The sequence below is a fragment of the Cupriavidus basilensis genome, from assembly GCF_000876015.1.
In the GTDB taxonomy this organism is placed as follows: Bacteria; Pseudomonadota; Gammaproteobacteria; order Burkholderiales; family Burkholderiaceae; genus Cupriavidus; species Cupriavidus basilensis_B.
The window spans coordinates 414,688-429,389 of the sequence record NZ_BBQM01000015.1 but is presented as its reverse complement, the minus strand read 5'-3'; the positions used below and the strand labels follow the sequence as shown (position 1 = coordinate 429,389).

Here is a 14,702-nt window from a genome sequence, read left to right as displayed (position 1 = left end):
TCGATTCTGACCGGCACCACGCGCGGGAGGCGCGCCGGTGCCGGTGCTATGATCGGGCGCTCCCTTCCCCGCACGCGAGCCGATGACGCCAGACTCCGGGCAAGACCAGCCCACGCCACCCGACGCCACGCCCGATACCACGCCCGGTGCCACGCCACGGTCCCGGACCGCCAGGCTCGCCAAGCCCGACATCCGCCGCCTGGGCGCCCGCTTCGTCGCCATCTCGTGGCGCGACCGGGCGGTCTCGTTCGGGCCCGCCGTGGTGTTCTGCATCGCCGCCGCGTGGCTGGCGGTGTGGCTGATCCAGCCGGCGCCGCCGAACACCATGACCATCAGCGCCGGCCCGAAGGACAGCTCGTTCTGGAACGCGGCCGAGCAGTACCGCGCGATCCTCGCGCGCAACGGCATCCGCCTCGACGTGCTGGCCTCCGAGGGCTCGCAGCAGAACGTGAAGCGGCTGGCCGACCGCGGGCAGTCCGTCGACGTGGCGCTGGTCCAGGGCGGCGTCTCCGGCGACGTGAACAAGGACGGGCTGGTCTCGCTCGGCAGCATGTTCTACGCGCCGATCAGCGTGCTGTACCGCGGCCGGGAGAGGCACAAGCTGTCCGACTTCCGCACGGCGCGCATCGCCATCGGCCGCGAGGGCAGCGGCGCCCGCGCGCTGGCGCTGACCCTGCTCAAGGCCAACGGCATCGAGCCCGGCGGCAGCGCCACGCTGATCTCCTATGACGGCGACGAGGCGGCGCAGGCCCTGCTCGACGGCAGGATCGACGTGGCCATGCTCACCGGCGACTCCGCCACCGGGCCGACCATGCGCAAGCTGTTCCGCGAGCCCGGCGTGCGCCTGCTGGATTTCGCCCAGGCCGACGCCTACACGCGGCGCTTTCTCTACCTGCAGCAACTGGTGCTGCCCGCCGGCGTGCTGGACCTGGGCAAGAACCTGCCGCCGCGCCCGATCCACCTGATCAGCCCCACGGTGGAGCTGGTGGCGCGCGACACGCTGCACCCGGCCCTGTCCGACCTGCTGATCGAGGCCGCGCGCGAGGTCCACGGCAAGGCCGGGCTGCTGCAGGGCGCGGGGCAGTTCCCCTCGGCCACCGTGCACGAGTTCCCGCTCAGCGACGACGCCACGCGCTACTACGCCTCCGGCAAGGGCTTCCTCTACCGCCACCTGCCGTTCTGGCTGGCCAGCCTGGCCGACCGCGCGCTGCTGGTGGTGCTGCCGATCATCGTGCTGCTGATCCCGGCGTTCAAGGTGGTGCCGTCGCTCTACACCTGGCGCGTCAAGTCGCGCATCTACCGCTGGTACGGCGCCCTGATCGAGATCGAGCGCGTGGCGATGGTCGATCCCACCGAGGAAGAAAAAACCTCGCTGATCGCGCGCCTGGATCACATCGAGGCGGCCGTCAACCGGCTCAAGATGCCGCTGGCCTACGCCGACCAGTTCTACGTGCTGCGCGAGCACATCGCCTTTGTCCGCCGGCGCCTGACCGGAACCTAGTCCACCGCGCCGGTCGGCGGGCACCCCCGCCCGGCCGGCGCAATGGATTGCCCGGCCCGGATGCTATGATGGCCGACGCCCACCGCAGAGCGGGCGCGGGGTCGGACAAAGCGAGTCATGAGCAAGAGAATCTGGGTATCGAAGCGGACGGCAGCCAGGGCCGCCGCCGCGAGGGGCGCCGGGGACGGCGCGCCTGCCGGCGGGCTGCTGGCGCTGTCGGCTACCGGCATCCTGGTGATCTGCATCGCGCTCGTGGTCCTGCACTATGGCTTCGGCTGGTTCGCCACCGCCTGCGAGCCGGCCGACGCCGCCTGCCCGGCGGCCAGCACGGCGACCATCAAGGAGCGCGTGGAGGCCCTCTACCGGACCGCCAACGATCCCCGCGCCACGCCGCGCGAGCGCGCGGACGCCGCCGCGGCGCTGCAGCGCCTGCGCGCCGCGGGCCACGTCCCGATGGCCGAGCGCGCCGCCTACGCGCACGAAAAACAGGAAGAGCAGGAAGAGACCGAGCGCCGGCAGCAAAGGGAGCAGCAAAAGGCATTCGAGGAAGAAGCCAGCCACCTGGCCGCGATCCGCGACCGGCTGATGCAGTATCCGTACCTCAGCGAATCCGACCGCCGCTTCCTCGAAGCGTCCGACGCGCTCGACCGCCAGGACCCCAGCCGCGTGCAGCGCCGCGAAAAGCTGGACCTGGCCCGGCAGCGCGGCGGCATCGGCAACGCGCGGGAAAGCCTGCGCCTCTACCAGCAACGGCAGGCCGACGACGCGCCGCGCCGCCAGCGCTATGCCGCCGGCGCGCCGCGCCCGCAAGACCCGCTGGAGCCGGACTTGCCGCCGTCCACATCCGCCACGCCGTCGACGCCGCCCGCGCCGGCCGCCGCGCAGGCGCCGGTGCCCGCGCCGGGAGCGGACCGGAGCATGTACCTGGGCGGATAGCCCGGCGCGCCATAAAGCAGCGCTTCAAGCCCTATCCAGCCGCAGCGCCCTTATCGCGCCCGGCGCGGCGGGCTACCCTTGGCGGCAATACGGGGCGGACCGGCCACGGGCCGCGGAGCGCCGCCCTCCCCATCACACTGCCGCGCGAGGATTCCCGAATGAGCTACACCATCAAGATCAATGGGTCGCCCCATACCGTCGATGCCGAAGCCGACACCCCGGTGCTGTGGGTGCTGCGCGACCTCGTCGGCATGGCCGGTACCAAATTCGGCTGCGGCATGGGCCTGTGCGGGGCCTGCACCATCCACGTCGACGGCGCGCCGGCGCGCGCGTGCCTGACGCCGCTGGAAAGCATCGGCACGCGCGAGATCACCACCATCGAGGCGGTGGGCGAGAGCGACGCCGGCAAGCGCGTCCAGGCGGCGTGGCTGGCGCAGCAGGTGGTGCAGTGCGGCTATTGCCAGTCGGGACAGATCATGTCCGCCACGGCGCTGCTGCAGAGCAACCCGAACCCGAGCGACGAGGAAATCGACTCCGCGATGTCCGGCAACATCTGCCGCTGCGGCACGTACGCGCGCATCCGCACGGCGATCCGCGAAGCCGCCGCCGGCGGCAACGCCCCGAAGGCGGCCTGAAGCCTGAGACGTGAACGACGGGGGACCGGCACGCCCCCCCCCGCATGCGCTAGGCCAGCCTGGCCGGGTCCACCGGCAGGCTGCGCAGGCGCCGCCCGGTCGCGGCGAAGATCGCGTTCATCAGCGACGGCGCGATCATCACGGTGGACACCTCGCCCACGCCGCCGGGCTCCTCGGTGCTGTCCACGAGGTGCGTCTCCAGCACCGGCGTCTCGTTGATGCGCAGGATGCGGTAGCTGTCGAAGTTGCCCTGCTCCACGCGCCCGTCCTTGATCGAAATCCGGCCGAACAGCGCCGCCGTCAGGCCGAACACCGCGCCGCCCTGCATCTGCGCGATCACGGTATCGGGCGAGATCGCGCGGCCGCAGTCCATCACGGTCACGATGCGCTTGACCTGCACCTGCCCGCTGGCATCCACGGCCACCTCCGTGACCTGGGCCGCGTAGGAGCCGAAGCAGAACGTCACCGCCACGCCCAGCCCGCTGCGCGCCGGCATGCGCCTGCCCCAGCCCGCCTTCTCGGCCGCCATCCGCAGCACGTGGCGCGCGCGCGGATGCTTGTCGAGCAGCGCGAGGCGGTAGGCCACCGGGTCCTGGCCCGCCGTGTGCGCCAGCTCGTCGAGGAAGCTCTCCACCACGAAGGCGTTCTGCGTATGGCCGACACCGCGCCAGAATCCGGTGGTGATGCCCGCGGCCGGCTCGCGCCGCACGTACTGGACCAGGATGTTGGGGAAATCGTAGGGGCCCGCCGCGTCGCGGATCGCATCGCCGTCGACGTTGTTGGTGAAGCGCGCCGGCAGCCAGCGCGCCAGCACCGACGAGGCGGTGACGCGATGCTGCCACGCCACCGGCCGCCCGTCGCGGTCGAGCGCGGCGCTGATGCGGTTGTAGTGATAGGGACGGAAGGTGCTGTGGCGCGTGTCTTCCTCGCGCGACCACACCACCTTGACGGGGCTCTTGACCTGCCGCGCCACGCGCACCGCCTGCGTCACGTAGTCCACGTCCAGCCGCCGCCCGAAGCCGCCGCCGAGGAACTGGTTGTGCACCAGCACCTTCTCCGCGGGCAGGCCCGTGACCTGCGCGGCGGCTTCCTGCGCGCGGCCGGGCACCTGCGTGCCGAGCCACAGCTCGCAGCCGTCGTCGCGCACGTGCACGGTGCAGTTGACCGGCTCCATGCAGGCGTGGGCGAGGAAGGGCTGCTCGTAGACCGCGCGCACCACCCGCGCGGCACCGGCGAGGACCGCCGGCGCGTCGCCCACCTTGCGGGCGACCGCGCCTTCGCTTTCGGAAGCGCGGGCCAGGTCGGCCACCATCTCCTGCGTGGAGTAGGCGGCATTGGCGCCGCCGTCCCAGCGCGGCGCGAGCGCGGCCAGGCCCTTGCGCGCCGCGCCGGTGTGGTCGGCCACCACGGCGACGGCATCGTCCAGGCGCACTACCTGCCGCACGCCGGGCACCGCCAGCGCGGGCGCGTCGTCCACGGCGGACAGCTTGCCGCCCAGCACCGGGCACGGCAGGATCGCCGCCACCTTCATGCCCGGCAGCCGCGTGTCGATGCCGTACACGGCGCGGCCCGTCACCTTGTCCGGCGAGTCCAGCCGGCGCTGCGCGGTGCCGATCAGCTTGAACGCGCCGGCCGGCTTGAGCGGCACCTCCTGCGGCACCGGCTCGCGCGCGGCGCGCGTGGCCAGCTCGCCGTAGCCGAGCCGGCGGCCGGACGCCGCGTGCGTCACCGCGCCGCCGCCGGCCTCGCAGGTGGCCGGATCGACCTGCCAGGCGCGCGCCGCGGCCGCCACCAGCATGATGCGCGCGGCGGCGCCGGCGCGCCGCATCGGCTCCCACGCGCTGCGGATCGAGGTGGAGCCGCCCGTCACCTGGAAGCCCAGCGCCGGGTTGTCGTAGTGCTTGTCGGCGGGCGCGTGCTCCAGCACCACGCTGTCCAGCGCGGTGCCGAGCTCCTCGGCCAGCAGCACCGGCAAGGCGGTGTAGGTGCCCTGCCCCATTTCCACGCGCGGCACGACGAAAGTCACCTTGCCGTCGGTGCCGATGCGGATGAACGCATTGGGCTCGAACGGCGGCCCGGCCTCGGGCGCGCCGGCGCCGTCCGCCAGTTCCCGCTGCGCCAGCGGCCACAGGCTGAAGGCCAGCACCAGGGCGCCGCCGGCCGCCACGCCCGCCTTGAGGAAGGTGCGCCGCGACACGGCCGCCGCGCCGGCCTGCTCTCGTTCCAGTACTTCGGGTTCCTTGTCCATTGCCATCGCACACCCCTTCGATCGTGTCAGTTCGCGTTGGCGGTCAGTCTACGGCCCGGCCCGCCGCCGCGGAACGGCGCGCGCCCGCAAGGCCTTTGAAGGGGATTTGCATAGTCGTGCCGCTGCCGTCATGCGTCCGCGCGGCGCGGACGGCTTCATTCCTGCCGGCGCCTTGCCCTCTCCCCCGGCCCCGCTCCCATTGCATGGGAGCGGGGAGACAGCAGTTGGCGCGGTTCCATGCCTCGCCGGCCGCCCGATACCGGCGCGCGCCGGCAATGGCGCTAGAATCGCGTCGTCGGCCAGTACGGCACCTGGCACCGCGAGGTGCCGCCCACTTCAAGGAAACCGAGCCGGATGCCTCAAGACCAACTGGATGGCCTTGCCACCTTCGTCTGCGTTGCGGAGTTCAGCAGCTTCTCCGCGGCCGCGGTGCGGCTCGGCGTGTCGCCGTCCGCCGTGAGCCAGTCGGTGCGGATGCTGGAAAAGCGCGTGGGCTTCGCGCTGTTCAACCGCACCACGCGCAGCGTGAGCCTGACCGAGGCCGGCGCGCAGTACCTGGCGCGCATCGGCCCGGCCGTGCGCGAGCTGATCGACGCCACCGAGGAACTCGGCGACCAGGGCCGCGAGCCCGGCGGGCTGCTGCGCCTGAACGTGCCGCGCTCGGCCTACATGATCGTGCTGCAGCCCATTCTCGAGCGCTTCCTGGCCGCCTATCCGCAGATCGACATGGAGATCTGCATCGAGAACAGCCTGGTCGACATCGTGGGGCGCGGCTTCGACGCGGGCATCCGCTTCGGCAACCTGGTGGAGCGCGACATGGTGGCGGTGCCCGTGGGGCCGAAGATGTCCGCGCACGTGGTGGCCTCGCCGGAGTACCTGCGCCGGCGCGGCACGCCAGCGCAGCCGGACGACCTCACCGTGCACTGCTGCATCGGCTTTCGCCACGTGAGCAGCGGCCAGGTGGAGCGCTGGGACTTCCGCAAGGGCGATGCCGCGGTGCAGCTGGTGGTCAAGGGGCGGCTGGTCGTCAACGACTCGGCCGCGCTGGTGCAGGCGGCGCTCGACGGGCTCGGCATCGCCTACATGATCAACGGCTACATCGATCCGCTGCTCGCGGACGGCCGCCTGGTGCGCGTGCTGGCCGACTGGAGCCCGGTCCTGCCGGGACTGACGCTCTATTACCCGGACCGCCGCCGGGTGCCGAACAAGCTGCGCGCGTTCATCGATTTCCTGGCCGCGCAGAAGCTCGGCGGCCAGCAGCCGCCCACGCCGCGCATCGACGGCACCCTGGCGCTGCACGAGCGCTAGCGACAGCCAGGCGGCGGCGATCCTGCAGTTTTCCTTAAAACCGCCGGAAGGCGTGCTTCAAAGAATAGGCTTGCGCGCCGCGCGGCGCGGCACCGACCATGACGGAACACCGTCACCGCCGTCACCATGCGCAGCAGCCTGCCTCCGCTCAATCCGCTCCGTGCCTTCGAGGCAGCCGCCCGCCTGCGCAGCTTCACGCTGGCCGCGCGCGAAATGCGCGTGAGCCAGGTCGCGGTGAGCAAGCAGGTGCGCGCGCTGGAGGAATATTTCGGCATGACGCTGTTCGAGCGCGGGCACCGCAGCATCCGGCTCACGCAGGACGGCGCGCGCCTGCTGCCGCCGCTCACGCGCGCGCTGGACGACATCGCCGCGGCCACCAGCGGGCTGAAGCATCGCGGCCGGCGCGACATGCTGTCGATCCAGGCCTACACCACCTTCGCGCAGCGCTGGCTGATCCCGCGCCTGGCGCTGTTCTCGCGCGCGCATCCGGAGATCGAGGTGCGCCTCACGGCGTCGCTACTGCCGGCGAGCTTCGAGCTGGGCGGCGTGGATGCGGCCATCCGCTCGGGCAGCGGCCACTGGCCCGGCCTGATGGCGGACCCGCTCGCGCCGCTGGAGCTGGTGCCGGTGTGCCGGCCGGGCCTGCTGGCCGGCGCGGCAACGCCGGCCGAAGCGCTGCGCGGCGTGACGCTGCTGCACTCCTTGTCGCGGCCCGACGACTGGAGCACGTGGCTGCGCTCGGCGGGCGCGGCGGCGGCCGGCATCAGCGCCCGCAACGGCATGAAGTTCGAGAATTCCGCGATGGCCTACGAGGCGGCCTTGCAGGGCGCGGGCATCGCCATCGGCATCCGCGTGCTGGTGGAGTCCTATCTCGCCTCCGGGGAACTGGTGGCGCCGTTCGGCCACGTCCACCGGCTGCAGGACGGCTACTACCTGCTGTACCCGGCGGGCGCGGCGCAATCGCAGGCGTTCCAGGCGTTCCGCGAATGGCTGCTGCGCGCGACCGCCGCCGCGCAGCAGGCCGACGGCGCTCCGCCATGCGCGCCGCTCAGTCCAGGTCGGTCGCCCCGGCCAGCTTTGCCGTCCGGCCCCAGCGCTCGCTCTCCTGCCGGATGAACGCGGCGAACTCGGCCGGCGTCTTGGCCAGCGGCGTGGCGCCCAGCGCGGCCAGCGCGGGCTTCAGGTCCGGCCCCTGCATGACGCCGCGCATGGCCTCAGCCAGCTTGTCCACGCTGGCCCTGGGCGTGCCCTGCGGCGCCACCAGCCCGAACCAGATCGAGACGTCGTAGCCGGGCACGCCGGCCGCGGCGACCGACGGCACGCCCGGGAACGCCGGCGAGCCCGCCGCGCTGGTCACGGCCAGCGCCCGCACCTTGCCGGCCTGCACGTTGGGCGCGTGCGTGGAAGCGGTGTCGAACATCATGTCCACGCGCCCGGCCAGGAAGTCCACCAGCGCCGGCGCGGAGCCGCGGTACGGCACGTGCAGCAGTTGCGTGCCGGTCATCGAGGCGAACAGCGCGCCCGACAGATGGCTGGAACTGCCGATCCCGGCCGAGCCGTAGGTCAGCTTGCCGGGGCTGGCCTTGGCCTGCGCGATCAGCTCGGCCACCATGCGCGCCTTCACCTGCGGGCTGACCACCAGCACGTTGGAGGCGCTCGCCAGCGTGCCCACCGGGGCGAAGTCCTTCTGCGGGTCGTACTTGAGCTTGCGGTAGATGTGCGGGTTGATCGCCATCGTGCCGGTGGTGGCGAAGAACAGCGTGTAGCCGTCGCGCGGCGCGGCCAGCGCATACTCCGCCGCCACCGAGCCGCCGGCGCCGCCGCGGTTGTCCACGATCACCGGCTGGCCGAGCTGCCGGCCCAGGCGCTCGGCCAGCAGCCGCGCCATCGCGTCGGTGGCGCCGCCGGCGGGGAACGGCACCACCAGGCTCAGCGGCTTGTCGGGGTAGGCGGCGTGCGCGGATGCGGCGCCAAAGGTGGTGCAAAGGGCGAGCGCGCTCGCCAGCAAGGTCTTGTGCATTGCCAGTCTCCAGTCTTTTGCTTGTGTGTTTTGCTGCGGCCCCGCCGGCGCCGCGGCGGGGTCCGCGCGGCAGGTCAGCCTGCCGTGTCGATCTGCTTGTCGATCTGCTTGTAGAGCACCGGGTAGTAGCGGTCGGCGTCGCCCGCGCCGCAACTGCGCGCGAGGACGTCCGCCGTATGCCGGCCCACGGTGGCCGCCACGCCGGCCGCCTCGGCCAGCTCCAGCGCCAGCGAGACGTCCTTGAGCGCATAGCGCGCCGGGAAGCGCCCGCCCGGGAAATCGCCGGGCAGCAGCGCCTGGCGCCCCTGCACGCGCACCGCGCGGCAGTCGGCGGAGCCGAGCTCGATGGCGTGGAACAGCACGTCGCCGTCCACGCCGTGGCGCCGGGCGATCGCCAGCACTTCCGCCAGCGCGTGCACGGTCTCGAACAGGAAGGTGTTGTGCAGGATCTTCACCACCTGCCCGGCCCCCGCCGGGCCGCAGTGCGTGATGTCCGTGCCCATGCAGCGCAGGTAGGGCATCAGCGCGTCCAGCGTGCCGGCGCTGCCGCCCGCCATGATGCTGAGCGTGCCGGCGATGGCCGCCTCCGGCATGCGCGCCACCGGCGCATCGGCGAACGCATGGCCGCCGGCGGCGGCCAGCGCGGCGAGCGACTGCGTGACGTGGACCGAGGTGGTGCCGGTGTCGGCCAGCGTGCCGCGCCGGCCCGCCGCCGTCCAGGCGCGCAGGACCTCGGCGCCGACCGACTCGGTGGCGCGGCCGTCGGCCAGGCACAGGAACACGATGTCGGCGGCCTGCGCCAGCGCCGCCACCGACGACGCCACCGCCGCGCCGGCCTCGCGCGGGCCGGCCGCGCGGGCCGGGTCGAGGTCGAAGCAAGTCACCGCGGCGCCCGCCTTGCGGGCCAGGTTGGCGCACATCGGCGCGCCCATCACGCCCAGGCCGATGAAGCCCAGGCGCGGCGCGGCGCCGCTCATGCCAGCCCCCACATCACGGTCTTCGGCTCCTGGTAGGTGCGGATGCCGTAGAAGCCCTTCTCGCGCCCGCTGCCGCTTTCCTTGAAGCCGCCGAACGGCACCGAGACCGACAGTTCCTTGTAGGTGTTGATCCACACCGTGCCCGCTTCCAGCGCGCGCGCCACGCGCCACGCGCGCGGCATGCTCGCGGTCCAGATGCCGGCGGCCAGCCCGAACGCGGTGCCGTTGGCCTGGCACAGCAGGTCGGCCTCGTCGTCGAACGGCAGCACGCACAGCACCGGGCCGAACACTTCCTGCTGGCACAGCCGCGCGTCGTTGGCCAGGCCGGCGACGATGGTCGGCAGGAAGAACGCGCCGCCGGCCAGCGCCGGGTCCGCCGGCCGCGTGCCGCCGGCCAGGATGTGGCCGCCGTCCTGCGTGGCCATCGCCACCATCGACTCGACCTTGTCGCGATGGATGAACGACGACAGCGGCGAGACCTGCGTGGCCGGGTCGTCGGGCAGGCCCACCTTCAGCTCGCGCGCGCGCGCCACCAGCCGCGCCACGAACGCATCGTGGATGCCGCGCTCGACGAACAGGCGCGTGCCGGCGATGCACGATTGCCCGGTGGACGAGAACACGCCGTACAGCACGCCGTCGAGCGCCTTGTCGAGGTCGGCGTCGGCAAACACGATGTGGGGCGACTTGCCGCCCAGCTCCAGCGCCACCGCGGCCATGCGCTGCGCGGCGGCGCGCGCGATGGCCTTGCCGGTGGCGGTGCCGCCGGTAAACGAGATCAGCCGCACGTCCGGATGCGCGACCAGCGCGCCGCCGGTCTCCTGCCCGAGCCCCGTCACCACGTTGAGGATGCCCGGCGGCAAACCCGCCTGCAGCGCCAGCGCGGCCACGCGCAGCGCCGGGCCGGGCGTGAACTCGGACGGCTTGAGCACCACCGCGTTGCCGGCCGCCAGCGCCGCCGCCACCTTCTGCGACTCCAGCGTCAGCGGCGAATTCCACGGCGTGATGGCGGCCACCACGCCGAACGGCTCGTACACCACCAGCGACAGGTGGTTGCCGCGCGCGGGCGCCACCTCGGACGGCATCACCTCGCAGATGCCGGCGAAGTAGCGGTAGGCGTTGGCGCCGGCCAGGGCCTGGTCGCGGCATTCCTGCAGGCGCTTGCCGTTTTCCTGCATCTGGCGCTGCGCCAGCCACTCGGCGTCGGCCTCGATCAGGTCGGCCAGCCGGCGCAGGATGGCCGCGCGCTTGTGCGGCAGCATGTCGCGCCACGCGGGGTCCGCCTGCGCGGCCTTCGCGGCGGCCACGGCGCGCTCCACGTCGGCGGCGCTGGCCGCGCCGATCAGGCCGTTGAGCACGCCGGTGGCGGGATTGCGGGATGCGAACGGCGTGCCTTCGCCGCGGGTCCATTCGGCGCCGATCAGGAACGGCTGGACGTCTTGGTCTTGCATGGAGTCTCCTTTATTTGGCGGTGCGTGCCGCACCTTTGCGTGAAGCCGACTCTCTCATGCCGGCAGGCGCGGCACAAATGAGAAAAACTGCGCCGTTGCCCAACCTGTGGTTAGGCAACGGCGCGCGTGGCCTGCGCTCGGCCCACATCTGGACCATGTCTGGACCACCCCGCCGGCGTGTCGCATTCCGGTTCAGGCGCTGTCGCGTCCTGGTTTGGCCGCGCGCGCGCCGGCCCATAGAGTGGACGCATTCATTCAACGGGGAACGTCATGGCCTCACACATGCAGCTACGCTTGCGGGCTTCGGCCTGCCTCTTCGCCGTCCTGGCCTGCGGGACGGCTTTCGCCGAGAGCTGGCCGGCGCGGCCCATCACGCTGGTGGTGCCGTTTCCGGCCGGCGGCGGCACCGACCTGGTGGTGCGCTCCGTGCAGCAGAAGCTGCAGGGCGAGCTCGGCCAGCCGGTGGTCATCGACAACCGCAGCGGGGCCGGCGGCACCATCGGCTCCACCTTCGTCGCGCGCGCCGCGCCGGACGGCTACGTCATCGGCGTCGCCACCACCAGCACCCACGCGGTGAGCGTGAGCGTCTATCCCAGGCTGCCGTACCGGCCCGCCACGGATTTCGCCTATGCGGGTTTCATCGGCACCTCGCCCTACGTGCTGGCCGTCAACAGCACGGTGCAGGCCACCAGCGCCCGCGACCTGATCGACAAGCTGCGCAGCGGCAAGGCCCAGCACAGCTTCGGCTCGGTCGGCGTGGGCACGGTCTCGCACCTGATCGGCGAGCAGTTCCGCAAGCTCGCCAACGTGCCGATGACGCACGTGCCCTACCGCGGCGCGGCGCCCGCCTATACCGACCTGATGGGCGGGCAGATCGAGATCATGTTCGACAACCCGGTCGGGCTGGCGCCGTACATCAAGGCGCACAAGCTCACGGCGGTGGCCACCACCGCGCCGACGCCGCTGCTCGCCGGCGTGCCCACCTTCGCCAGCCAGGGCATCGGCGATTTCTCGCAGGAGCTGTGGTACGGCCTGGCGTTTCCCAAGGGCACGCCGGCGGCGATCGTCGCGCGCATGAACGGCGCGCTCAACAAGGTGCTCAACGACAAGGACGTGGTCCGGGACCTGGCCGAGAAAGGCGTCACCGCCCGGCCCGGCACGCCGGCGGAAATGCAGGCCGCCGTGGCGCGCGACATCCCGTACTGGGGCGCCATCGCCAGGTCCGTGGGAGCGACGATTGAATAAGCCGGCCTCGATGCGGGTGCCCGGCCCGGGCGAAGTCGTGGTGATCGACGTGTTCGTCGGCACGCATGACGGCAATGGCAGCAGCGGCGGCAACCCGGTGCCGCTGGTGGCCGACGCGCGGGGCATGAGCGCCGCCGCCATGCAGCAGGTGGCGGCCGCGCACGGCCACGAGTCCGCCTTCGTGCTGCCGGCGAGCGACGCCGGCTGCGACCTGCGCCTGCGCTTCTTCGTGCCGCAGCACGAGATGGAGATGTGCGGCCACGCCACCGTGGGCACGCTGTGGGCGCTGCGCCAGTGGGGGCGGTGGAGCACGGACACGGCGCGCGTGGAAACGCTCAGCGGCATCGTGGACGCGCGCTGGGACGCCGCGGCGCGGCGCGTGTGGATCTCGCAGCCGGCCGTGCGGGCGCGCCCGCTCGCCGCGCCCGAGCGCCGCCGGGTTGCCGAGGTGCTGGGACTCGGGCCGGAGGGCACAGGCTTTGCCATGACCAATGCCGCGACCAGCCGCGTCAAGACGCTGGTGGCGCTGCCGGATGCCGCCATGCTGCATGCGCTGCGCCCCGACTTCGCGGCGATGGAGGCGGCGTGCGCGGCCATCGGCTCCACCGGGCTCTATCCCTACTCGATCGCGCCCGGCGCGGCCGGCGGCCATGCCGTGGCGCACGCGCGCCAGTTCCCGAAGTCCTCCGGCTACCCGGAGGATGCCGCGACCGGCATCGCCGCCGCGGCGCTGTGGGGGCATCTGGCCGGGTCGGGCGCGCTGGCCGGCGCGCACGGCGAGCCCTCGGCCCTCGCGGTGCGCCAGGGAGAAAGCATGGGACGGCCATCCGAGATCCTGGTCGCGCCGCGCTGGTCGGAAACGGGCGCGCCGCGGGGCTGCTGGCTCAGCGGCAAGGTGGCGTGGGCATGACCGCGCCGCCGGAGACGCCAGAGACGCCAGTGACACCGTTGACGCCAATGACGCCCGAGCAGCGGCTGGCCGCCGCCGGCCACGCCCTGCCGCCCGCGCCGACGCCGCGCGGCGCCTATGCGCCGTTCTGCGTGGCGGATGAATGGATCGCCGTCAGCGGGCAGACCTGCCGGCGCGACGGCGCGCCCATCGCCGGCATCTGCCGCGCGGAGGCCGACGTGGCGCCGGCCCGGCAGGCCGCGCAGGTCGCCATGCTGAACGCGCTGGCCGCGCTCAAGGCGGCCTGCGGCGGCGAGTTGCGGGACGTGGCCCAGGTCACGCGCGTGCGCGGCTTCATCCGCTGCGGCCCGGACTTCACGCGCCACACCGCCGTGCTGGACGCCGCATCGGAACTGCTGGCGCTGGCCTTTCCGGGCCATGCGCTGCCCGCGCGCACGGCCGTGGGCGCGGCGAGCCTGCCCGACCGGACCTGGATCGAGATCGAACTGGATGCGCGGCTCGCGCCCGCCGGCGCTCAGCCGCCGCCCGACGCGCGCAACAGCCGGGTCAGATGACCGCTGCTGGCAAAGCCGAGCTGCTCGCTCACGCGCGCCAGCGGGCGGCCTTCCGCCAGCAGCGCGCGCGCATGCGCGGCCAGCACGCGCCGCCGGATGGCGACCGGGCTGGCGCCGAACTCGGCCTGGCACGCGCGCTGGAGCTGCCGCGCCGACACGCCCAGCGCCGCCGCGGCCGCGTCGATCGACGGCAGCGCGCCGTCGCGCTCCAGCGCCGCGGTGAAGCACCTCGCCATGCGCAGCGCCAGCGAGGCCGGCGCCACCGGCGCCGCCAGCGGCCGGCTCGACATCAGTTGCGCCACGATGGCGCGCACCAGCCAGGCCGAACTGGCCGGCGCGAGCACGGGAGACAGCAGCGCCTCCAGCATGGCGACGGTCGCCCCGTCGAGGTGGACCGCGCCGAACACGCTGAACGCGCGCAGGTGCTCGGGCGCGAGGTAGAGCTCGCCATGCTGCTGCCGGCCGGCCTCGGCCACGGTCAGGTGCGTGGTGTGCGCGGGCAGCAGCACCGCGTCGCCGCGCACCAGCCGGGCGGTGACGGCAAGCGTGTCGCCGCCGCCGTGCACGCCGGTACGGCCCGCATGCGGTTCCCACACGCTCTTGAGGCGCCCCATGCGCGGCCACAGCAGCATGCCGCAGTCGTGCGTGTGCCACTCGCGCCGGAAATCCGCCTGGCGGCTGTCGTGCAGCGCGAAGCCGTGCGTGGCGGTCAGGTGAAGCTTGGGGGAAAGATGCGCGGGAGCGGGCATGGCGTGCGGGGCTCGGACGGGAAAACGGCCTGGATGGATGATACCCCGAGGCCGGCCCGGCGGACTTGCCACGCCGGTGCCGGCGCAAACCCGGCATGCCGGGGAGTCCGCTTCCCGCCGCCGATGCCGATGCCGGTGCCGGTGCCGGCGGCCACGCGCGTAAACAAAAAA

At 73.1% G+C, this 14,702-nt stretch carries 13 protein-coding genes; 8 read left to right on the top strand and 5 right to left on the bottom strand.

Annotated elements, in window-relative coordinates:
• Positions 1 to 82 precede the first annotated feature (82 nt).
• The 3 genes from KF708C_RS15870 (at position 83) to KF708C_RS15860 (ending at position 3,072) form a co-directional block, all read left to right on the top strand.
• Positions 83 to 1,501 (top strand): TAXI family TRAP transporter solute-binding subunit, encoded by a 1,419-nt coding sequence (locus KF708C_RS15870; RefSeq protein WP_059412544.1) that lies wholly within the window; start codon positions 83 to 85, stop codon positions 1,499 to 1,501.
• Between the two features lie 117 nt (positions 1,502 to 1,618).
• Positions 1,619 to 2,437: a hypothetical protein gene (locus KF708C_RS15865; RefSeq protein WP_059412543.1), complete on the top strand. Its 819-nt coding sequence runs from the start codon at positions 1,619 to 1,621 to the stop codon at positions 2,435 to 2,437.
• A gap of 158 nt (positions 2,438 to 2,595) precedes the next feature.
• On the top strand, positions 2,596 to 3,072 hold the full coding sequence (locus tag KF708C_RS15860) for a (2Fe-2S)-binding protein (protein ID WP_020203398.1): 477 nt from the start codon (positions 2,596 to 2,598) through the stop codon (positions 3,070 to 3,072).
• Positions 3,073 to 3,121: 49 nt separating this feature from the next.
• On the opposite strand, the gene KF708C_RS15855 is transcribed toward KF708C_RS15860, so the two are convergent.
• On the bottom strand, positions 3,122 to 5,320 hold the full coding sequence (locus KF708C_RS15855; RefSeq protein WP_059412542.1) for a xanthine dehydrogenase family protein molybdopterin-binding subunit: 2,199 nt from the start codon (positions 5,318 to 5,320) through the stop codon (positions 3,122 to 3,124).
• A 354-nt stretch (positions 5,321 to 5,674) separates the two neighbouring features.
• On the opposite strand from KF708C_RS15855, the gene KF708C_RS15850 reads away from it, so the two are divergent.
• Together KF708C_RS15850 and gcvA are read left to right on the top strand one after the other, a co-directional pair.
• Positions 5,675 to 6,628, top strand: a complete 954-nt coding sequence (locus KF708C_RS15850) for a LysR family transcriptional regulator (RefSeq protein WP_059412541.1) — start codon at positions 5,675 to 5,677, stop codon at positions 6,626 to 6,628.
• A 126-nt stretch (positions 6,629 to 6,754) separates the two neighbouring features.
• Complete coding sequence (gene gcvA, locus KF708C_RS15845) at positions 6,755 to 7,744, top strand: transcriptional regulator GcvA (protein ID WP_020203401.1); 990 nt, start codon at positions 6,755 to 6,757, stop codon at positions 7,742 to 7,744.
• On the opposite strand, the gene KF708C_RS15840 is transcribed toward gcvA, so the two are convergent.
• The 3 genes from KF708C_RS15840 to KF708C_RS15830 form a co-directional block, all read right to left on the bottom strand.
• Positions 7,677 to 8,648: a Bug family tripartite tricarboxylate transporter substrate binding protein gene (locus tag KF708C_RS15840; RefSeq protein WP_059412540.1), complete on the bottom strand. Its 972-nt coding sequence runs from the start codon at positions 8,646 to 8,648 to the stop codon at positions 7,677 to 7,679. The genes gcvA and KF708C_RS15840 overlap by 68 nt on opposite strands.
• 74 nt (positions 8,649 to 8,722) lie before the next feature.
• Positions 8,723 to 9,625, bottom strand: a complete 903-nt coding sequence (locus KF708C_RS15835) for an NAD(P)-dependent oxidoreductase (RefSeq protein ID WP_059412539.1) — start codon at positions 9,623 to 9,625, stop codon at positions 8,723 to 8,725.
• Positions 9,622 to 11,073 carry an aldehyde dehydrogenase family protein gene (locus KF708C_RS15830; protein ID WP_059412538.1) on the bottom strand — a complete coding sequence of 484 codons (1,452 nt, stop codon included), beginning with the start codon at positions 11,071 to 11,073 and terminating at the stop codon, positions 9,622 to 9,624. The genes KF708C_RS15835 and KF708C_RS15830 overlap by 4 nt, the downstream gene beginning before the upstream one ends.
• Positions 11,074 to 11,355: 282 nt before the next feature.
• On the opposite strand from KF708C_RS15830, the gene KF708C_RS15825 reads away from it, so the two are divergent.
• Genes KF708C_RS15825 through KF708C_RS15815 form a run of 3 tightly spaced genes read left to right on the top strand, consistent with a single transcriptional unit; the run spans position 11,356 to position 13,782 of the window.
• Positions 11,356 to 12,318 (top strand): Bug family tripartite tricarboxylate transporter substrate binding protein, encoded by a 963-nt coding sequence (locus KF708C_RS15825; RefSeq protein ID WP_231586495.1) that lies wholly within the window; start codon positions 11,356 to 11,358, stop codon positions 12,316 to 12,318.
• Between the two features lie 10 nt (positions 12,319 to 12,328).
• Entirely contained in the window at positions 12,329 to 13,228 is a 900-nt protein-coding gene (locus tag KF708C_RS15820; RefSeq protein WP_059412536.1) for a PhzF family phenazine biosynthesis protein, read from the top strand.
• Between the two features lie 29 nt (positions 13,229 to 13,257).
• Positions 13,258 to 13,782, top strand: coding sequence for a RidA family protein (locus KF708C_RS15815; protein WP_231586494.1), 525 nt, complete (start codon positions 13,258 to 13,260; stop codon positions 13,780 to 13,782).
• On the opposite strand, the gene KF708C_RS15810 is transcribed toward KF708C_RS15815, so the two are convergent.
• The gene (locus KF708C_RS15810) at positions 13,743 to 14,531 is read right to left on the bottom strand and encodes a helix-turn-helix domain-containing protein (protein ID WP_059412534.1); all 789 of its coding nucleotides are present in this window, start codon (positions 14,529 to 14,531) and stop codon (positions 13,743 to 13,745) included. The two genes, KF708C_RS15815 and KF708C_RS15810, sit on opposite strands and share 40 nt — an antisense overlap.
• Positions 14,532 to 14,702 lie beyond the last annotated feature (171 nt).